The 22,597-nt window shown below is 34.9% G+C and carries 9 protein-coding genes; all 9 read right to left on the bottom strand.

Features of this window, described 5'->3' with window-relative positions:
- Positions 1 to 593: 593 nt before the first annotated feature.
- Positions 594 to 2,090 (bottom strand): RagB/SusD family nutrient uptake outer membrane protein, encoded by a 1,497-nt coding sequence (locus FLAPXU55_RS15855; RefSeq protein WP_053470730.1) that lies wholly within the window; start codon positions 2,088 to 2,090, stop codon positions 594 to 596.
- 8 nt (positions 2,091 to 2,098) lie between these two features.
- Positions 2,099 to 5,107: a SusC/RagA family TonB-linked outer membrane protein gene (locus FLAPXU55_RS15850; protein WP_053470729.1), complete on the bottom strand. Its 3,009-nt coding sequence runs from the start codon at positions 5,105 to 5,107 to the stop codon at positions 2,099 to 2,101.
- A gap of 514 nt (positions 5,108 to 5,621) precedes the next feature.
- A complete protein-coding gene (locus FLAPXU55_RS15845) occupies positions 5,622 to 9,752 on the bottom strand; it encodes a hybrid sensor histidine kinase/response regulator transcription factor (protein ID WP_180859319.1) in 4,131 nt (1,376 codons plus the stop codon).
- 106 nt (positions 9,753 to 9,858) lie between these two features.
- Complete coding sequence (locus FLAPXU55_RS15840; RefSeq protein ID WP_180859317.1) at positions 9,859 to 11,802, bottom strand: glycoside hydrolase family 97 protein; 1,944 nt, start codon at positions 11,800 to 11,802, stop codon at positions 9,859 to 9,861.
- A gap of 39 nt (positions 11,803 to 11,841) precedes the next feature.
- A complete protein-coding gene (xyl3A, locus tag FLAPXU55_RS15835) occupies positions 11,842 to 14,436 on the bottom strand; it encodes a xylan 1,4-beta-xylosidase (protein ID WP_180859315.1) in 2,595 nt (864 codons plus the stop codon).
- Between the two features lie 40 nt (positions 14,437 to 14,476).
- Entirely contained in the window at positions 14,477 to 16,024 is a 1,548-nt protein-coding gene (locus FLAPXU55_RS15830) for a glycoside hydrolase family 43 protein (protein ID WP_180859313.1), read from the bottom strand.
- A 74-nt stretch (positions 16,025 to 16,098) separates the two neighbouring features.
- Positions 16,099 to 18,807: an alpha/beta hydrolase-fold protein gene (locus FLAPXU55_RS15825; protein WP_180859311.1), complete on the bottom strand. Its 2,709-nt coding sequence runs from the start codon at positions 18,805 to 18,807 to the stop codon at positions 16,099 to 16,101.
- A 44-nt stretch (positions 18,808 to 18,851) separates the two neighbouring features.
- On the bottom strand, positions 18,852 to 20,582 hold the full coding sequence (locus FLAPXU55_RS15820; RefSeq protein WP_180859309.1) for a glycoside hydrolase family 43 protein: 1,731 nt from the start codon (positions 20,580 to 20,582) through the stop codon (positions 18,852 to 18,854).
- Positions 20,583 to 21,222: 640 nt separating this feature from the next.
- Complete coding sequence (locus FLAPXU55_RS15815; protein ID WP_180859307.1) at positions 21,223 to 22,257, bottom strand: hypothetical protein; 1,035 nt, start codon at positions 22,255 to 22,257, stop codon at positions 21,223 to 21,225.
- Positions 22,258 to 22,597: the final 340 nt, after the last annotated feature.

Below are 22,597 nucleotides of genomic sequence, written 5' to 3'. Positions count from 1 at the left end.
TAGAATGTAGATTATGGATTGTAGATTATGGATTGTAGATTATGAAACCTGAAACTTTTTATTTAACGCAAAGCACACAAAGATTTTTCTGCATATAAAGTTTTTATAAAAATGCAAAGTTCGCAAAGCTTTATGTTAATGGGATTGCTTGTTTTAACGCATAATTTTTTTAACGCAAAGGGCGCAAGGTTTTTTAATATACGAGGTTTTATAAAACGGCAAAGTTCGCAAAGCTTTGTGTTGTTTGGATTGTTTGTTTTAGCGCGTAATTTTTTTAACGCAAAGCACGCTAAGTTTTTTTGAAATATATTGCATTTAGAATGCACAAAGTTCGCAAAGATGTATCAACATAAAGCTTTGCGAACTTTGGTTTTATAAAAACCTAGCTTATCAAAAAAACTTAGCGTCCTTTGCGTAAAAACCTTTGCGAACTTTGCGTTAAAATATCCTCAGTTCAACCTGAAACTTGAAACTTTAGATCTGAAATCTAAAATTAATTACGCCATTGCATAAAAAAATAAACAGTGCATTACAAGTGCACTGTTTATCAAAAATACTAACTTACTTAACTCAAACTAACATAATTTAATCATTTAGTACCCAGGATTATTATCACTTGGTTTTATATTGGGATTAGAAGATGTTTCTCTATTAGGGATTGGCCATAATTCATTTTTACCTGCCTGAAAACCAGTGTTTGCTAATTCTGTACTGGCATTTCCCCATCTCATAATATCGTCAAAACGGCTTTGTTCTCCTGCAAATTCTACTTTACGTTCATGAACAATTGCAGCGAAAACAGCTTCTTTTGTAGGCGTAATATTAGTTGTTAAACCTGCACGATCTCTAACTTGTTTTATAAAGGCTATGGCTGCTGTTTGTGAACCTCCGTCTCTTTGGTTTTCACATTCGGCTTTCATAAGCAGTACATCTGCATAACGCATAACTTTAAAGTTAATACTGGATTGTGTAGCCTCATCTTCTTTTTTATAATAGTTCTGGTATTTTTTCCAGCCTGCATTTCTAATACCTGCAGATGTATTAAAGTTTTGCGCTGTCATTGTACGTGTTCCGTTTAAATATTTAGAACCCGGTACATAAAAAGTATCTCCAAAACGTAAATCCCCTGCTTCATAGGAATTTAAAAGTGCATCTGGCGGATATACGTTGTACCAGCTTAAATTACCATATTCCTGTCCTCTCAGCGTTGACTCGGCAAAACCAGTTCCGCCGCTGTTTCCTGCATCATCCCATTTGTTCCCAGTTCCGTTGTTTTCATTAAATTCAATCTCAAAAACAGATTCTTTACCATGCTCCGTTTCTTCCATGAAGTTGTTGTAAAAACTGCCTTTATCTTCAAGACTGAATCCTGTAACGTTATTAAGGGCAGCCAAAGCCAGATCGTATTTCTTTTCGTATAATAATACTTTCCCTAAATAAGCATAAGCCGCTTCTTTAGTCACTCTACCTACAACTTCTGTACCTCTAGGCAGTAAATTTTGAGAGGCAAATTCTAAATCTGCTCTGATCAAATCAAAAGCTTCTGCTTTAGGACTTCTTGCGGCGCCTGTAATAGTTCCGGTTTTATAAATGGGCACATCCCCAAAACGATTCACTAAAAGAAAATAATAATAAGCTCTTAAAAAATGTGCTTCGCCTAAAAATTTATTCTTCTTCGCTTGTGATAAAACTGAAGTTGGTAAATCATTAATCTTACCTTCATTATCTAATACAAAATTAGCTCTGGATATTCCTAAGAAACAAGATTCCCAGTAATACTGAATAATGTCATTTCCTGCATTAAAAGAAAAATCCTGAAAAGGTTTTTTATTACCTTCTAACTGCGGATTTCCTGCTGCATCCTGCGCCATAAGATCCATGGCAAAAGCAAGATTTCGGGCATACAATCCTCTTGTCTGTAAATTTGCATAAGCTGCATTTACAGCAGATTCTACCTGCGCTTCGGTTTTAAAGAACGTGTCGGGAGATAATGTGTTTGGATTAGTTAATTCTAATTCCGAAGTGTCACATGAATTTATTGCGAAAACTCCCAACAATGCTGCAACTATATGTTTTATTTTTTTCATCATCTTATATATTAAAATTTAACATCAAGTCCAAAAATTACTGATTTAGGCTGTGGATATCTTCCTAAGTCGATACCCGCAGAATTTGCATTAGTATCTGCACGTGCAATTTCAGGATCTAACCCAGAATAATTTGTAATCGTAATAAGGTTTTGACCACTTATGTAGAATCTAATATTTGAAAAATGGCTGTCAAATGTTTCTCCAGATAAGGTATATCCTAAAGTGATATTTTTTAATCTAGTATAAGAACCATCTTCAATATAGCGTTGATTAGCCGAAGACCAGTTGATATCTGCTCCCTGCGCCCTTGGCAAAGTAGCCGATGGATTGGTTACAACACCATTTACAACAATTGCTCTGTCTAAAACTTCTGTACTGGCATTGAACAAGCGATTCATTCCTGTTAAATCAAATTTATTGGCATTGTAAATATCATTTCCCTGAACTCCAGTTATGAAGCAGTTGAAATCAAAATTTTTATAAGCTGCCGTAAGGTTTAAACCATAAGTAAAATCCGGATATGGATTTCCAATATTAGTTTTGTCATTTGAGTTGATGATTTTATTACCATCACGATCCACAATGCGAATATCTCCCGGTTTAATATTAGTTTGACCCGGACCAAAAACGGCGTCTACTTCTGCCTGATTTTGATAAATTCCATTTGTTTGGTAACCATAAAAGTAAAATAACGGCTGACCTACTTCCAGTCTTGAAAAGTTTTCCAAACCTGCTCTTGCAGTTGGACCGCCTAACACACTGGTTACTCCCGGCGCTAAACTTGTTACTTCGTTTTTACTTGTTCCTAAATTAGCTACGGCAGACCATGTAAAATCTCCTTTTCTGTCATTGTAGCCTAATGAAATTTCATATCCTGATACCTTCACATCGGCAATATTTTGAATTTGAGTTCCACCGCCGGCAGATCCTACAGAGGCCGCTAACGGAACTGCAAAAAGAATATCACTGCTTTTATTATTAAAATATTCAAAAGATCCTGTAAATTTTTCGTCAAACAAACCAAAATCTAAACCTATGTTTCTATCTTTTTTAGACTCCCATTTCAAGTCAGGATTAGAAGCAACTCCAAGAGAAACACCTGGTGCATTTCCTCCGTTAATTGGATAATTATAATCAGCAAGTAATGTCGCTGCATATTGATAATTGTCTATTCTGTCATTTCCTGTTGTTCCTGTACTTGCTCTGAGTTTTAGTGTACTAAAAACAGAATCTGCCATAAAACTTTCTTTGGCTATATTCCAGCCCAAAGCAAATGAGTAAAAATTACCCCAGCGGTTATTTGCTCCAAAACGAGATGAAGCATCTCTACGTCCTGAAACTGCAAGTATATATTTATCATCGTAATCGTAATTGATACGGGCGATATATCCAATATTTTTTTCTTCAAAATTTCCTGAACTCAAACTTCCTTCATTGTATCTCAGCTGATCAATTTCGTTTGAAATATAGTAACGGCTTCCTGCTGCTAAATTCTGCCCTTTTCCGTCAATTTTAGTGATAACTCCTAATACCTCAATATTATGCTTTGCAGCGATAGTAGTTTTATAAGTTAAACTATTATCAAAAACAATATTTTGACCTTGGGTATTTGTTTCATTGGTTGTTGAAAATGCTTGTTTATGATAGGAACCATCATTAAAACTAGGAATAAAGGTATGATCCTTGCTTGTAAAGTAATCTAATGAAACTTGTGATTTAAATTTCAGGCCTTTGTAAATTTCTAATTCAGCGTAGATATTTCCTATTATAGATAAATTATTGATTTTTTGATATCCTAAATTAGCTACACGAACAGGATTTTCGGCATCATTACCATCAATTGCGCTTGGGCCTTGATAGCCTCCTAAATTTGCTCCATTGTAAACCGGTAAATAAGGTGCCATTTTAATAGCATGTTCTAATAATGTTCTTCCTCCTGAGTTACGCTCGGGATTGATTTTACTAAAAGATATTCCCATATTGCTTCCTACCTTAAGTCTGCCAATATCCTGTGTATTATTTGCTCTAAACGAATAACGCTCAAAACCAGTATTGATAACAGCTCCTTCCTGTTTCAAATATTCCGCAGAATAACGTGCTGTAGAAGTTTCAGTACCATTTGAAAAACTCAAATTATAATCCTGCATTACACCGCTTTGAAAAATCTGATCCTGCCAGTTGGTATTGGTATTGCCAAATTCAGCAGCTCTTGCTGTTAAATCACTTCCTAAATCTTTAGCATACTGCAGATATTGCTGCGTATTTAAAACATCATATCTTTTTGTAATAGTCTGAAAACCCGCATAAGTGCTAAAATTCAACTGCCCAGGTCCTTTTTTACCTTTTTTAGTAGTAACCATAATTACTCCGTTAAAAGCTTTTGAACCGTATAAAGCTGTTGTTGAAGCATCTTTTAAAACAGACATCGATTCAATATCATTAGGGCTCAGTCCAGATAAGTTACTGGTTAAAACTCCGTCAATTACATATAAAGGAGCACTATTTCCCATTGTAGCCAAACCACGAATGGTAACCGTAGGATTAGAACCCGGAGCACCATTTACAACTGTAACACCCGCGGCTCTCCCTTGTAAAGCTGACTCTGCATTTGTAATTGGCACTGCGGCAATATCTTTTGAACCTACTGTTGAAATTGCTCCGGTTACCTTGGTTCTCTTTTGAGTTCCGTAACCTACAATAACTTCATTTAAGCTTTGTGTGGATAAAGCTAAGGTAACATCAATAGTATTTCTGGTACCTACAGTGATCGTTTGTGAAATTAGGCCAACAAACGAAAATGTAATTTTGTCTGTAGGGTTCACACCTTTTAAAGTATACTTCCCGTCAAAATCTGTAGCGGCACTGTTTTGTGAGCCTTCTACGTTAACACCGGCACCCGGTAAAGGAAACCCCGAGGGATCTGTAACTACCCCTTGTATGGTCTTTGACTGTGCCATCATATTATGACTGCTGATTATCAGCAATGTGATTATTGCATATTTCAATTTTAACATCATTTCAATTGGTTTTTTGATTAGTTTAAATAGTTATTTGGTTGTAAAGTTTTAGTTATTGTAATGCTTATTCTAAAACTTAAAAGTGGTTTTTATAGCTCTTAAATTTTAATACAAATAAGGATTCAATACATAATTTGGTTTTCAATTCATACTGTAATTTTTAAAAAGGTTAATACTTGTTTTCCTGGGTTATTTAATTTTTCTTACATCCAAAAATATAAGGTTAGCCTAAATTTTGTCTATTAAAAATGATGCAAAAACTATCAATTTTGTAGCATGAAAACTACAGAAACAGCCATATTGACGGTTTTTGAGCGATTTATCGAATAAAACAGAAATAGGATTTTAATAATTATGTTATTCCTTTTTTAAGCATGAAATAAAAAAGGCTTTAATTACAATTATTTCATAATTTCTAAAAATGACTTTTACTGTTTATTACTTTGATTTTTAATTATTAAAACAAAAAAAAGACGGTATAAACCGTCTTTAAGTGGAATTCAAAATCAATAAATTATTTGCTGTGCGTAGGCAGCTGCCCGTATTTTTCTTTATAACATTTTGTAAAATAAGAAGGAGAACTAAAACCCGTTTTAATACTAATTTCAGTTATATTGTCATTGCCCAGTTCTATCAATTCTTTGGCTTTTTCTAAACGAACATTTCGTATAAATTCATTTACCGAAACACCGGTTAAGGTTTTAATTTTTCGATACAACTGGCTTCTGCTTAAAAATACTTTTGATGCCAGAACCTCAACACTCAATTCATATTCATTGATGTTTTCATTAATGTAATTCAGTACACTTTTTATGAATTCATTATCCAGTGTGGTCGTTTTTTCTTTTGCTTTTGGAGTAATCCCGTTATAGAATTTATTAAACATAATCTGCCTGCTTTTAAGCAGCTGCACTAAACTGGACCTTAAAATATCCATGTCAAATGGTTTGCTTAAATACATATCGGCACCGGAATCTATTCCTTCTAATTTATCTTTGACCAGTGCTTTTGCAGATAACATCATTAACGGAATATGACTGGTTTTTAAATCGGCTTTAATGTTTTTGCACAATTCTAAACCATTCATAACAGGCATAATTACATCGGTCAAAATCAAATCAGGCTGTTTTTGCAAAGCTGCTTCTAAACCAATCTGACCGTTTTCTGCCGTGATTACTTTATACTCTTTCTTGAGCTCATTTTTTAAATAATTCCGTAATTCTACATTATCTTCCACAATCAAAATGGTATAAACACGATCTTTTTGTTCCTGATCATCTGGTGATTGAACGGTTTCTTTTTCGATGGGTGGTGTGAAACTTATTTTTTTCTCCTTTTTAAATTCTTCCTGCAGTATTTCATTTTCATTGAAGAAATCTTTTCCAATCGGAAATATTAATTTAAAAGTGGTTCCGGCTCCCAATGCACTTTCTACTTCAATAACTCCTTTGTGCAGTTCTACAAATCCGCGAACTACTTCCAAACCTATTCCTGTGCTTCCGTAATACGCTTTATTTAAATTGTTTACCTGATAAAAACGGTCAAAAATTCGCTTAATATCTTTTTTATCCAATCCCGCACCGGTATCTTTAATAATAATCGAAAAAGAAGGATTACTGTAAGCAGGCTGTAATAATGGAAAATAAATTAACTCCTCGTCAATTACTACTTTTACTGCTATTTTTCCGTTATCCGGAGTAACCTTAAAAGCATTTGAAATTACATTAAAAATAATTTTTTCAAACATTTTAGGATCTACCCAATCGTTTAATGCTTTTTTATCTGATTGAAATTGCAGCTCAATTCCGCGGCTTTGCGCTTCTTCATCAAAATAGCTTACAATTTCTTTTGTAAAACCCACTACCTCTAATTGCTGCACTTTGAGCGGCATTTTATTAAACTGAAGCTGATTAAAATCCATCAGTTCGTTGATTAATCTTGAAAGTCTGTCAGAACTTTTTTGAATTGTCTGCAATTTATTCAAAACACCGCCTGAAAGTTCCTGCGTATTGTTCTTGAGAATATCTGCTAAAGGATTTAAAATTAAAGTAAGCGGTGTTCTAAACTCGTGGGAAATATTGGTAAAGAACTGTAGTTTTTTATCATTTAATTTTTCAATCTGAGCTGCTTTTTTCTGTTCAAATTGTATTAATTGTTTCTGTTTGAACCTATTTTGATAATATTGATTTCCGAAATAAATTGCCGCCAGTACTAACAGCGAATAAAATAGATAAGCAAATGATGTTTTCCACCACGGAGGTAAAATTTCAATTTTTAATTCTAATGGCTTTTGGCTCCAGGCTCCGTTTTTTTCAGATGCTTTAACTTTAAAAACATACTTTCCGGGAGCTAAGTTGGTGTAAGTTGCAGAGCTTTTACTGCCCACATAATTCCATGAATCTTCAAAACCCTCTAAGTAATAAGCAAATTCATTTTTGGCAGGGAAAGAATAATTTATACCAATAAAATCAATTGTAAAAACGGACTGATCATGTTTAAGAATTATCTTTTTTGTTTCTGATATTACTTTTATTAACGGTGAATTTTTTTCGAGCGGCTTTACTGATTTATTGAAAAGTTTCAGATCTGTAAAATAAATAGGAAGCTGCTTTTTGCTTTTTACCAGATTCTCAGGATTAAAATAGTTCAAACCTTCGTAGCCTCCAAAATACAGGATTCCGTTTTCATCTTTTAGAACCGAATTGTTGTTGAAATCATTTCCAAACAAACCGTCGTAAGTCGAGTAATTTACTGTTGTTTTACTTTTTAAATCCAGTCTGCTGATTCCTTTTTTTCCGCTTAACCAGATTCGTCCGTCATTCGATTCTATAATGGAGGAAATTGATTTTTCATGAAGCCCATTAAAATTTATATACCATTTTAGAGCATCGGTTTTTTTATTGTAGCTAAATAATCCTGCGCCATCAGTGCCAATCCAAATTTCTTTGTTTTTCGCCTGATACAAAGTATTAATAGTGTGGATACTTTTATGGTTTTTAAGCTTTTCTGACATTTTATCGCGTAAAGAAGTCACAGAAAAAGTAACAAAATCCTTTGTGCTTACTTTGTATAAACCTGTTGTTGAACCGACCCAAACAGCATCATCTGAATCTACCATTACTTTTCTAATGTCTAAATTCACCATTCCGTTGGCATAAAATGGTTTCGAATTGCAATGATGAAAACGACCGTCTGAAGGAGTAAAATAATGTAATCCTTTTGCAAAAGTTCCTATCCATATTACGCCTCTCGAATCTTCGCCAATACTCATAATATTATCTGAGGCAAGATCAGGAGTGTTTTTTGTGTTGTAATTAATAAAGTTTCGGCTTCCTTTCTTCAAAAAAAAGATTCCCTCATTCCAGCTCGCCAGCCAGACATTTTGTTTTTTATCTATAAAAACTTTAGTAATGTTATTATTCGTTAATCCCGAATAAAATTGAGAATCTGATTTTGTAATATGTTTAAAGTTATTGGTTTCCGGATTGTATACATCGACGCCTCCGCCTTCCATAGAAATCCACAACTGACCTTCATGATCTTTGGCAATTCCGGTAACACAATTGGTTTGGAGTGACTGCGGATTTCCGGCTAAACTTTCAATTCCTTTAACCTTATTGTTTATCCTGTCAAAAACACCTAAACCTTTATTATAATATCCCAGCCATATTCTTTTTTCTTTGTCTACATATAACGACCAGACAGAATTAGAACCTAAACTGCGATTATTGAATTTACTGTTTTCATATTTTTTTTGAACAACACCTTGTTCGTTTACAACAATTAAACCGTCATTTTCTGTTGCGCAAAGGATAGTTTTGTCATCAGCTCCCACAATCGACATAATTCTTTTTCTGGTAATAGGAAAAGTAACAGCCTGTTTTTCTTTAGAATACAAACTGGCTTTAACCAGACCTTTGTATCCGTTACCAATCCATAAGTTTTGTTTACTGTCAAAAAACATAGATATAATGGTCCCTGACAGCAATTCATTATTTTGGGTAATTTTTACCTTTTTTACTTCATTTTTTAGTAGGTCAACTACTTTTAAACCCGAATTAGTTCCTAAATAAATCGTTCCATTTTTATCCTTTACTAAACAATGAATCAAATAATTTACAGCATTTGGAGTATCGAGTTTAAGGCTTGTAATTTTCCTTGACTTCACATTTAGTTTCAGCAGACCATTATTAAATGTTCCTAAAAAGATATTACCGTTATTGTCTTCAATGATGCTTCTTACCGAAATTACAGTTTCTTTTTGGCTTGGTTTCCTAAGATCGATATTCTCAAAAGTATCCAAATTCCTGTTGTAAAGACACAATCCTTCATCTGTTCCTGCCCACAAGCGGTTTTGCGTATCTACATAAACCGTATAAATTAAATTGCTGTTAATAGAATTGCTGCGTTTTGAGTCCTGCTCGTAACCCACATAATTTATTCCATCATATTTATATAAACCTGCTCCATTTGTTCCCATCCACATAACACCAAATTGATCCTGCGCAATGGTATAAATACCGCTTTTTGAAGTCTCACTATCTACCAGACGAAATTGATAGTTTTCAAATGTATTTTGAGAAAACAAGCTGTTGATTATAAAAAACAAAATAGCAATGGCTCTAAAACATTTTTTTGAAGACATTATAAAATGATTATTAAATTAAAATTCAATGTATATTGTTTAATAAAACACAATTTTGAGACTATTTCTTTTTAAGATTAAAAGGCAAAAGACTGCTTGTTTTTTATTAGTTCACCAGCAGCATTCCTCCATTAGAAGGAATCTTTATTTCAACTTCCTGATTGCTTTTATGTTTGATTGTTTTTACTTTTCCGTTTAATTTTTCATCATCAAAATAACAGGTTAATAATGCATTGGTAACAATCATTGGGAGTTTCAATTTTAAACTCAATGTTTCTTTTTGAGCGTTTACTCCTGCTATGTACCACTTCGTTCCTTTTCGTCGGGCCAGGATTACATATTTGCCCGGATATCCTTCTAAAAAACGAACTTCATCCCAAGTCGTGGGAACTTCTTTCATAAAATTTACGGCCCAGACCGGAGCATCATTTAAATTGTTTGGTGCCAATGCAAAATGCTGTACGCCACTTTGAAAAAGTACAGCCGTCGCTAAAGCAAATACATCTGAAGTAATTCGTTTTGATCCTTTGTTGGGCGTGTTTTCACTATTGTAAAATTTGTTTAAGGCGCTTCCGCCAAAATCCATACTTCCTACAGTATTTCGAATAAAAGTATGTGTAGCGGCATTAATTGCTTCATTGTCGCAGCTTGCTTGTCCAAAATGCAGGTTTTCGCTCGCTAAAACTGCTTCGCTTGAGGCATAATTGGGATACATCCGTTCCCAGCCTCTCGGTAAGGTACAGCCGTGAAAAATAACCATCAAACCAAAATCATTAGCATCTTTTAAAATATCTTCGTATAACTTCATGGTGACTTGTTTGTCTCCTCCAAAGAAATCTACTTTAATGCCTTTTACATCGATGCTTTTTAACCACGCCATTTCCTTACGACGAATAATACTATTATCCATCATTCCTCTTGGTCCTTGCGGCGCATCGTTCCAATACCCATTTGAATTGTACCATAAGTATAAACCAACACCTTTTTCAGCACCATATCTCGACAGTTCTGCAATTTTATCTTTTCCGATTTGAGTGTCCCAAAGCGCATCAACTAAAATAGTCTGATATCCCATTACTGCACTAAAATCGATATATTCTTTTTGTACCGGAAAAGTAGTGTTATCATCCATTTTCATAATCCAGCTCCATGAACCTTTGGTATATCGGTACTCTTTTGAGGCTTCGTATTTTGGTTTAACCAAATCAAAAGGGATTGTTGTTTCTACAATCGGGCCCAGAGTTTCGCCAACTGTAATAGTTCTCCACGGCGTTTCACCCACAAGCGGTATGCCTGGCGAAGTTGTTCCGTTTCCGTTATTTTCTCCCGTCATTGGAAAACCAATGCTGTATAATCCTTTTTCATGTCCTATTAATCTGCTGGCGCAATATCCGCTGTCAACGCCTGTTTCTGATAGTAAAACCCAGCCGTTATTGTTGACTTTAAAAAGACATGGAAATGTGTAGCCTTCGCCAATTCCGTTTTTTTCCATAGAATCATCTAACGCATATGACATTTCATAACTAGGCATCGTTCTGGCAAATCCGGTCATTGGTTTACTTTGCGGACAAAGAAATGTTGTTGTGCCTTCCGGCAGAAGAAAACCTGAAGCTTCTTCCTGTATGACGCAGGAACGACTTTCATTTTGCGGATATATTTTATATTTGAAAGCTGCATTGTTATTGCTCACCCTAAATACAATATCGATCGCTGCTTTATTTTCTTTAGTAAAAGAAAATAAAGCTTCATTCGCTTCATAATGCACATTACTGTTTTTGATATTGGGAAGCTGGTATTTTTCGTCAATTTTATTTTGAACTGGATCTGTTTTTAAAACTAATCCTGTTGTAAAATCCCCAACATTAGTTTTTAAACCAAGCGGTGACTTTTCTAAAAACGTCTTTTCATTATAAGAAAGGCTGTAAAAGGGCTGACCGTTAGAAACAAAAAGAGAAACTTTAAGTTTTCCGTCGGGGCTTTTTACGACCGATTGTGCATTTAAGTTTAAAAAACTAAATAGACATAAACATATAACATATTTAAAACTCATAGCTCAGTTTAGATTAATTACTTTTTTATTGAGTTTCGTTTATTGAACGACCAATTTTACCATTTTTAAATCTTTAGCATCAGAACTACTGCCATAATAAACTTCGTATTCTCCAGAAGTGATATTCATTGCTCTGGTTTTAGTATCATAAAACTCAAATGAAGAAGCCGGTAAATTGATCGTTACATTTTGCTTTTCGCCTGCTTTTAACTCCATTCGTTTAAAAGCTTTTAATGTTTTTAACGGTCCGTCTGCGTCATTTAATTTTCGAACATAAACCTGAACAATTTCTGTTCCGTCACGTTTACTGGTGTTTTTTATTGAAAATTTTAGCTGCGTTTCTTCATTAGATTTTATCTTGTTCTTACTTAGATTTCCTGCCTGTATATCGAATTTAGAATAGCTTAAGCCAAAACCAAACGGAAACAAAACATCTGTCGTATAACGATACGTACGCCCTTTAAGAGAATAATCTTCAAAGCCGCCTAATTTATCTGAATTTTTATAAAATGAAACTGGGAGTTTTCCCGCTGGATTATAATCTCCAAAAAGAACATCGGCGACAGCCTGACCTCCCGATTCTCCCGGATACCAAGCTTGCAGAATTGCATCGCAGCTTTCTGTCTCAGGCGTTAAAGCAATGGCAGATCCTGAACAGTTTACAAAAATTACTTTTTTACCAGCTGCTTTCAATTCTTTTAAACATTTTCTCTGTACGGCAGGAAGTTCAATATTGGTGCGGTCGCCGCCTTTAAAACCGGGAAAAGAAACAGGCATTTCTTCTCCTTCCAGTAAAGTCGAAAGTCCGCCTGCAAAAATCACGGTATCAATACCTTTTAGTTTTTGAATTAAACCTTGAAAATCGATATCAAACTCTTTTCCAAAATCAAATTCTAAATTCGCCTGCCAATCGTTTAACTGGGCAAAAAGAATTTCGATTTTATATTTTTTTCCCGCTTCAACTGCAAACGGAATTTTGCCTGGAACAGTTCGCCAGTTTGTATATTTAGCTATCGATTTTCCATCTACAAATAATTCAAAAGCTCCTGTTGCTCCGGTTTTAAAAACAAGATTTTCAGTTTCTTTAGCTGTAAATTCGGTTTCGTATTTTGCCGAAAATCCTTCTAGTTTAACTCCCGAAGCAAATTCATGCTGACCTGCAGTGGTCATTTTTATAGGATTTAAAATTTGCTGCGAAACAACACTATTCCCTTCTCTATTGGAATTGTTCCAATAAGTGGCTTTCATTCCTTTTTTTCCTTCAAATGAAAATTGATCAAAATAAGTGTCTGTTACTTTATCTTCGACTAAATCACAAGATTTATCATATAGGACTTTATTTGCAGTGAGTTTTGTTTCAATTCCGTTTTTAATCGTAATAGTTTTATTGGGTGTTCCGTTATAATTTCCCCACAACATAGGTTCATTATCTGCATTTGGCCCAATAACGGCTACTTTATTTATAGCTTTAGCTAAAGGAAGAATATTGTTTTTATTTTGTAAAAGCGTCATTGATTTTTGCGCCATTTCCAAAGCTAACTGCTGATGTTCTTTACTGTTAAGCACCGTTGCCGGAATTTTAGTCCAGGGCACAATCGAGTCATCATCCATTTCGCCTAAATCAAAACGACCAATTAAAACACGAAGCAGACTTTTATTGATTTCTTCTTCTTTAATTAAATCTTTTTCAACGGCTTCGGATAATTTTTTAAAAGAGTATTTATCCCAAACACATTCAACATCAGTTCCTGCCAATACAGCTTTTGATGCGGCGTGCACATCATCTGATGAAACTTTATGGGTGGTATAAAAATCTGTAACTGCGCCGCAATCTGAAACTACCAGATATTGAAATCCCCAATCGTCGCGAAGAATTTGCTGTAAAAGTCTTGTATTACTGCAGCAAGGTTCGTCGTCTAAACGCTGATAGGCACACATTACTTGTCGAACATCAGCTTCCTGTACCAACGCTTTAAATGCAGGCAGATAGGTTTCGTATAATTCACGTGGGTTTACATTATTCAGGTTCAATTCATGTCTGCTCCATTCAGGGCCGGAATGAACGGCAAAATGTTTCGCGCAAGCCAAAAGCTTTCGGTATTTTGCATCTGCTGGTCCCTGAAGCCCTTTTACAACCGAAACTCCCATTCTTGAAGTAAGATACGGATCTTCTCCATAGGTTTCCTGTCCGCGTCCCCAGCGTGGGTCTCTGAAAATATTGACATTGGGCGTCCATACCGAAAGGCTTAAAAAGCGTTTGTTTTCATTTCCGTTTTGTATCCATTGATTGTATTTTGCACGGCCTTCATCTGAAACGGCATCAAATACACGAAAAACCAATTGATCGTCAAATGAAGCCGCCATTCCTATAGGTTCTGGAAAAACAGTGACATTGTCATTATTAGCATAACCGTGCAAAGCTTCACTCCACCAGTTAAACTTTTTGATTCCCAGTCTTGGTATAGCATCGCTCTGATCACACATTAATGTTGCTTTTTCTTCGAGCGTTAATCGGGAAATTAAATCTTCTGCACGCTTTTTAGAACTAAGCGACGGATCTTTATAGGGATACTGCTGTGCGTTTAAATTGAAAAAGCATAGTAAACTTAAAAGATATAGATAATTATTTTTCATGTTTTTTTTTTGATTAAAGATTTTACTCTTCGTTTATCATTTAATTTTTATTGTCAAGATGGAAATAATCAAAATCAACATAACCTCCTAAATCTTTCTCTGCATAATTAAAAAGACCAAATCGATAGCCCATAAAATGAGGAAGCGTATAGGGCAGTTTTATTACGTTTCCTATACCAATCCATTCTTTTCCATCCAGACTATAGTAAAACCGGCCCAAATCTGCTTTGTCTTTAAAATTGCATGCTGCTTTAAAATAGATTTTATTTCCGGTGAAGGGAACGCTTTGAATTTCTTTTGAAATGCCATCTATGGTTTCAACCATGACAATTCTTTTTGATCCATTTTCGGCTTTTATGCCAACCAGACCAAAATCTTTTTGAAGTAAAGAAAGCCCTGCAAAATCACCTTCTTTCATTTTAAAAACTTCCAGCAGAGTTATTCCTGAACATTCTGGCCCAAACGTTCTTTGTGTGAGCGTATTTTTAGCCTGGGTAAAAGTGTTTGTTATCGAAGCTGTTTTTAATCTTAAATAACCTTTTCTTTCTTTAACTGACCAAAATGAATTATCTGGATTGTGGTTCCATTGCCAGACTAAGGGCAAATCGTTGTCTCCTTTTTTTCGATTAAAATCATCTGAATTCACAATTCCCGGAATTAATCCTTTACTTTCAGGTAAATCTAAATATTGGGGCACTTTATTATTTTCGCCCAAAACTGGCCAGCCGTCTTCCCATTTAACCGGAACAAAATACGGAATACGTCCTACGCCTCCGTAGTCTCTAAATAAGTACGAAAACCATTTTCCGTCTGGAGTATCAATTAAACCTCCTTGTGCGACTCCTAAATCCTGCAAGCCAATCTTCCCTTCCCATGGTCCCGTAATTTTATCGGCTCTGTGAATAAGCACTGTGCGCATTCCGTTTTTTGGCCAGACAATATTAAATAGATAATATTTACCTTTTATTTTATACAATTGAGAACCTTCTGCGCCAAGCATAATAGCATTTCCTGCCGGACTGCTGGCATTTTCGATTAAAACCTGATTTAACCCGTTTTCTTTTATTCCTGATAAATCTGACTTTAGTTCTTTGATAAAAAGTTTACCATTTCCATAGACCATATAAACGCTGGCATCATCATCAAACAAAATACTGTGATCGTGATATGCCGGACTAAAACTAATTTCTTTCCAAGGTCCTTTTTCGATATCTTTTGTCGTGTATATATAAGTCTTTCCGGTAGTCTGGGCAAAAGTGGTTACATAAAATGTATTGTTGTGAAATCTAATATTACTTGCCCAAGAGCCTCGACCATAGTTGTTTTTGTCATTATCCAGATTTAGTTCGTCTGTATTTCCTAAAGTATTAGAAGCATAATTTATTATTTTCCAGTTAATTAAATCTTTTGATTTCATAATTGGAACGCCCGGGCTCATGTGCATCGTCGTACTGCTCATAAAATAATCACTGCCAATTCTAATGATGGACAAATCAGGAACATCTGCAAAAATTACAGGGTTCTGTGCTTTTTGTGCAGCTAATGAAATTCCAAAAAACAGTAATATGACACTTAAATATTTTTTCATCTTCTTTCTAACTGAATTAAAAACCTTTACACTTTCCTATTACTTTCGGACGCTGGTTATCTTAAAAAAAGATTTCAATTGAATAACAATGGGGCAAACTGAAATAAATCGTGTCTCCATACCGGCCAGGTATGCCCGCCCGGATATTCACTGTATTTATATTTAACTCCCATCTCGTCGAATTTCTTCATCATTATTTTACAATTTTCATAAGCGATATCTTCTTTACCGCCCATTGAAATCCATAATTCTCTAATATTTGAATTAATTGTTGCTGCATTGTTTTTCATAAATTCATATTGAGGTTCTGATAAAGCTGTATTATTGGCCCACCATCCTGAACTAAACACACCAATACTGGAAAACATATCTGAATTTTTAATCCCTGCATAAAGTGTCTGCAATCCTCCCATCGATAAACCGGCCAGCGCTCTGTTTTTAGGATCTTTTGCTGCTTTAAAATTACTTTCTACAAAAGGTATTGCCTCTGTTTTTAATTCATTTTCAAAAGCTTTAAGTGCATTTTCATTGAAGCCTGCACTTCCTGCTACATTTCCGTCAAGCATTACAATCAGCATTGGTTTTGCTTTATTTTCGGCTATTAAATTGTCTAAAATTAAATTCGCTTTACCTTGAGAAGCCCATCCTGTCTGATCTTCACCTCCTCCGTGCAATAAATATAAAACCGGATATTTTTCGCTGGCATTTTCATAACCGGGCGGTGTGTAAACATACATCTCACGCCACGAATTGGTTACTTTTGAAAAGTACTGTTTGATTCTTACCTCTCCATGCAGAACATTTTTTAAGGTATAAAAATCCCCTTCTTTATTGGGAATTTCAATACCGCTTGCCATACGTCCCATACCATAAAATGATTGACTTGCCGGATCAGCCACAGCGACACCATCAATAAGTAACGAATAGTAATTAAATCCCGGATTTATGACATTAGTTGTTACAGTCCAAAATCCTTCTGAATCCCTTACCATATCGTATTTTTTGCCTAAATCAATTTGTAATCTTGAGGCTTCCGGGGCTTTGATTTTAAAAATAACCCTGTTATCCGGTAATATTTGAGGATATTCAGCTTTACGGATATTAGTCTGGGCAGGATTGCCTAAAATGGTATATGCTGCAAATTTTGACTGATCGACTGGTTTAAATAAAAACTGTGAAAACATGTATAAGCCATTTTTCCATACTTTAAAATCATGCACACCCGGTTCGATATAGTAAATATGAGGCACATTATTTTTGAATAAGTAATCGTGTGTACGTGAGCTGTTTTCTATAAGCCAGTCCTTATCGCCGCATGAAATCCAAAGCAGTTTGAGTTTCTTTTTTGCTTCTTCGGGGTTAGGCAGTAATTCTTGTGGCAGCTTTGTATTTGGCGCTGCCGAAAATGCTCCTACCCAGGCAAACTTATCTAAATTCCCTAATCCGAAATTCAAAGATTGTCCGCCTCCCATAGATAAACCAGCGATTGCACGATGTTCTCTGTCTTTTAAAACCGGATATTTTTTTTCAATAAATGGAATTAAATCCTTTAAAAGATCCTGTTCAAAAACGCTGAAAGCTTTTACCTTTTCCGGGTCCATTATATTTCCTGTAGCGCTGTCATCTTTCATTGCCCTACCGTTTGGCATCACAACAATCATAGGTTCTATTTTTCCTGCCGCATAAAGATTATCTAATATAACCTGCGGATTTCCTCCGTTCAGCCATTCTTTTTCATCGCCTCCTATTCCGTGTAAAAGGTATAAAACAGGATATTTTTTCTTTTTATTGAATCCCGGTGGTGTATAGATTGTAGCTTTTCTAACGGAGCCTACCGTTTTAGATTCGTAAGTTACAGTCTCGATTTTTCCTTGTTTTGCATTTGGGTCAGCCACATCAAATCCAAGTGGAGCCTGAACTATAAAAGACTCTTTTCCATTAGATAATGCATAACCGGATAATGATAACATTTTTTCAGCGTAACGTCTGCCCAATTCTCTGTAACCATCGGCATTAAAGTGTAGAAAATCAGGTTCAGCTTTACATCCTTTTGAAGAAATAACATAGGAATTTGGTATAACCTGAGGCAGTTTTGCAATTATTGCATTCATACTGCCGCATTTACCGTTCTGGTCTTCATTTACGGTTTCTCCAGAAAGTAACGGCACTTTTTTAGGATCGAGATTTAAGTCTTTTATTAAATTATCGTATACAATTTTTACTTTTTGAGGCCAAAGCGTATCGCCTGTATTCGATTCTCCCTGATGCAGTAAAATACCTTTTATAACGCCTTTTTGCTGCGCAATTTTTGCCATTGCTACTAATCTTGCATATGGATTTCCGTCGTATTCTTTTACAATGTTTTTTAGCCAATCCGGAGAACCTGCAACATACGTTTCAAAATTATCTTTATCAAAAAGTTCTATTTTACAGCCTCCAACAGCAACATTTATAACGCCAACTTTTATTTTCTCAGGAAGATTAGATATCATCGTTCTTCCAAAATAGTCTATTGGAGTAAGTCCGGTTGTACATCTGCACAAAGGCGGAACTGCTGTATACCATTTTCCCATTTCACGTCCCATTTCAGGACAGTCGACTGCAGCTAAAACCTGAAAACGCGGATTAACATTAACTTTATCCTGCGGTTCAATTTTAGCGTAACCTTCCATATTGGATTGTCCTAAACTCAAATAAATATGAAAATCTGAATCTTGAGAATATCCTTTTTGGACTATTAAAAAAAGAATTACGAATTTTAAAAACCTGCTTATTGATTTCATTATTTACAAATTTGTTTTTGGTTTGAAGATTTAAAAATGAACAACTATTCCGGATGCGCATCATTGACAGCCGTAGCATATAAACCGATCAATGCTCCGGTAAAACCTCCGGCGATATTGGTTGAAAGAATATCTCCCGAAACTGCTCCGCCTAAGTTTTCAAAATCAACGCCGTTGGCAGCATAACTAAATTCATAGCGGTCTCCTTTGGCTTTTACCTGCAGACGTAATGAATTTGTTATTTTGATTTTAGCACTTGCTATAATTTTTGATTGTCCTTTTTCTGTTCTTTCTAATAAAATAAAAGTATCATTTCCTTTTTTTGTGATTCCAAATACATAATTAGAACGCTCATTCTGAAGACAAACAATACCGGCTAAATCCTTTTCTGACTCTGGTTTGTAATCTACCGTGGCAGTAAATGAAAATATGTTGTGCTGCTGTCTGTAAAAAAGTGTCGAAGTGGGTTTTACTTCTTTAATGTTTACTTCAAAAGGCGTTATTTCCAAGCCTTTTTTAGTCTGTAAAATAAAATTTTCGCGCGGCCCCCTTAATCCAATCCATCTGTAATCTAATTTTTTTGAAGTAAAGTTTTCGGTAAACGTGAAATTTCCGTTAGGAAAAAAACCATCTTTTCCTGTTTTATTTGTAACTCCTGTCGGCATTTTTAATTTTGGCTGCATTGGAATTAATCCGTTTTCAAAAACAGGAAAATCGCCCGACCAGTTTACAGGCAGTATAAAAGTTTCTCTCCCTGTATTTACCCTGTTTTGATTATTTGGGCGAATGCCTAAAAAAACGCCATAATATTTATTATTCGGACCTTGAATTAAATCAGCATGACCCGTCCAGTCTACTTTATTAGTTCTGTCATTTGGAAAATAACGCTGCGTAAGTATCGGATTATTTGATGACGGTTTGAAAGGCCCTTTCGGAGTATCACTTATAAAAATAACTTCGCTGTGGTTGTCTCCTGTTCCTCCTTCGGCACACATTAAATAATATTTTCCGTTCTTTTTGTATAAATGCGGCGCTTCAATCCAGATTGGTTTTTTAGAAAGATCTACTCCTCCGTCTACAATAATTTTATCGGTTCCGGGAATTACTTTATCTGTATTAAGGTCGTACTCCCAAACTTTTATAACACGATGTCCTTCATACAATTCTTTTCCTTTATCCGGCGCATCATTATGAACAATATAACCTTTGCCGTTATCATCAAAAAAGATGGAAGGATCGATACCGCCAAAGTCTAATTTTATAGGACTTCCCCAGCCTTTCACAGGATCTATTGTCTTCACAATAATATTTCCCAGTCCGCCGGAAAATGCGGTCACAATCATATAGAAGGTATCATTATGCGGATTATAAGTAATTCCGGGAGCATAAACGCCTTCGCTGATTCCGGTATTATGCGGATTAAACTCTGCAACATTATTTAAAATACCGCCCAAATCTGTCCAGTTTACTAAATCTTTAGAATGAAAAATGGGTACACCGGGAAACATGGCGAATGAAGAACAGACCATATAATAATCTTCGCCTTTTTTTGTAATGGCAGGATCAGGATAACAGCCTTGTAAAATTGGTGTATAAAATTCATCTGATTTTAATGGATTGTCATTATAAACCTGATCGTCACCAATATAACTAACATTAGAAAAAACAGCGGTTTTTTTAGCCTGTGTTTTTTTCAGATTCGTGCTTTGAGCTGTTCCTTCAAAAAAACATAAAAATAGTACTGCTGTCAAAAAAAAGATATTCCTTTTAATCATTTTATATACTCTTTATTTATTAGAAAATATTAAAAGCCGGGAGAATGCCTCCCGGCTTCAACTAACAAACCTAAAGCCAGTATAAGGTAACTGTAAGATTAACACTCATTACTATAATTAAATTTGCTGTATAAGTTTAAATAGTGCCCGAATTTTAATAACCGCTCTTCAGCGATTTATGATAAAATGTTAATCCTAAAATTGATTTAAATGAAGTCAAATATCAACTTATTCAATAAGTGTATTTGAAACAAATATAACAAAAAACAAACACAACACAATCGGTTGTGTAATATTTATATTGATAATATCAAAAAAAATAGCTGTAAAAAAAATATTAATTAAATTTTATGGCCACAATACTAAGTTTTATTTAAAAAAAGTATTTGTAAGAAGTAAGATGATTATTAAATGTAAAATGATTTGCTATAAATTTTAAGAAAAGAATAAAACATTAAAAAAATATTACTTTTTTGAAAAACGAAGTAAAACACATTTAAAATATAAGATAGAGGTAAATTATCTATTTTACAATAATCTTTGAAAAGTCCTTAAAGCATAAAAAACTTTCCAAACCCATAAAAAAAAGACAAAAAAAGCTCCTGACACAGCAGGAGCTTTTACTTGGAAGATGGTTTACTTACTTACATTTGTATTCAATACTTAATTTCACAGTTTGGTTATGAGGTGTTGTGGTAATGATCTCAGCACCAAACAAACCATTGGACTTCCGTCTTGTAATGTTTTTTAATACTGCTTTTTCAAACGTAGGAAACCCATCGGCGTCATACTCGTAAGAATAATCAATGTTCATTGTATCACGTGTTCCGTAACGGTGGGCAATAATTTCAATATTTTTAAGCATATTTTTGCTGGCACTTGCTTCATGCACCTGAAAATACTGTGCAATGTAATCCACAGACTGGTACTGCAGCGTAGGACTCTGCGCAATATTGGCCAAAATACGCAGTCCTAAAGGGCCGTCAAAAATTGGCTTTACTTTCATTTCTTTATCCTCATAGGTATACTTGTAATCTGCGTTGTAGTATTCCTTGGAATCATTGTCAAACAAATTCTTGGTTGTCTTTTTAATCAGATTGCCATCATTGAATTCATAAATATTACTCAAATGCATACCATTATCATTGCCTTGTTTAAAAGTGGTAATCTTGCTTAGTAGACCAGCGGCGTCATACTCCGCGTTGGTGTAATACACCAGTTTACCCTCTGCATCATACTCTGATTGTTTGCTTAACTGATCCTTAGTATTGTATTCCAAAACATAATAGCCATCAGCCTTGTCTGCAGTTGAATTGTTTACTTTCTCGGGCTTGCCCTGTGCATTATAGCTAACAGTATAAACTGTCTTAATCGGCGGATCAGAAAGTTTTCTGTCATTGACCATATTGGTTGTAAATTCAACCACCTGATCCTTATCATTGTACTTCACATCGATTTTATGAAGACCGTAGATAATCTGGCTTGGCTTCTTTCTGCACGCCAGCGGATCAGCAGCTGGATTGTTTACTGGCTCGGCCGGGGTTGTAACTTCTTCCTTTGGATCCGTTTCGACATCAGAAGGTTCACTGCTGCAGGCCACAGCAAACAAAACACTGACAAAGGCTGCGACTAAAAAACGAAAAGAAAATAAAGAGATTTTAAAGGTTGTTTTCATACAGGTATTTTTTTAGATTTTTTAAAGATAAATTCTGAATTTTTCATTGTAATTTTAAGGGCCTTTTGGGTTTACAAAAAACTTCGGCAGCAGATCATCAAGGGGCGGTGGTCCCAATGGAATTTTTATCATCACAGGCCGGACAAAAAAAGAAGTCCTGATAAAGGAAAATGGCAGTTTTTTCATTAGTAATAATTTAGGGTTTAACTTTTAATGCATGCAAATCTAAATAGGGATTCTGCAAAAAGAGTGGGACATATTTCTCAAAGACTTGACGAATTTTCCCAATTTCATTTTTTTGAACAGATTATCAATAGTTTTGCAGCCGCAGCACCAATAA

The sequence above is a fragment of the Flavobacterium panici genome (assembly GCF_903819335.1).
Lineage (GTDB): Bacteria > Bacteroidota > Bacteroidia > Flavobacteriales > Flavobacteriaceae > Flavobacterium > Flavobacterium panici.
Note: the sequence above shows the minus strand (reverse complement) of the source record. Positions and strands in the feature narration are given on the sequence as shown.

Excerpts from the sequence above, each read along its gene's own strand:
- xyl3A (WP_180859315.1), bottom strand. The coding sequence starts at position 14,436 with ATGAAAAATAATTATCTATATCTTTTAAGTTTACTATGCTTTTTCAAT.
- FLAPXU55_RS15830 (WP_180859313.1), bottom strand. The coding sequence starts at position 16,024 with ATGAAAAAATATTTAAGTGTCATATTACTGTTTTTTGGAATTTCATTA.
- FLAPXU55_RS15820 (WP_180859309.1), bottom strand. The coding sequence starts at position 20,582 with ATGATTAAAAGGAATATCTTTTTTTTGACAGCAGTACTATTTTTATGT.
- FLAPXU55_RS15855 (WP_053470730.1), bottom strand. The coding sequence starts at position 2,090 with ATGATGAAAAAAATAAAACATATAGTTGCAGCATTGTTGGGAGTTTTC.
- FLAPXU55_RS15845 (WP_180859319.1), bottom strand. The coding sequence starts at position 9,752 with ATGTCTTCAAAAAAATGTTTTAGAGCCATTGCTATTTTGTTTTTTATA.
- FLAPXU55_RS15825 (WP_180859311.1), bottom strand. The coding sequence starts at position 18,807 with ATGAAATCAATAAGCAGGTTTTTAAAATTCGTAATTCTTTTTTTAATA.
- FLAPXU55_RS15850 (WP_053470729.1), bottom strand. The coding sequence starts at position 5,107 with ATGATGTTAAAATTGAAATATGCAATAATCACATTGCTGATAATCAGC.
- FLAPXU55_RS15840 (WP_180859317.1), bottom strand. The coding sequence starts at position 11,802 with ATGAGTTTTAAATATGTTATATGTTTATGTCTATTTAGTTTTTTAAAC.
- FLAPXU55_RS15815 (WP_180859307.1), bottom strand. The coding sequence starts at position 22,257 with ATGAAAACAACCTTTAAAATCTCTTTATTTTCTTTTCGTTTTTTAGTC.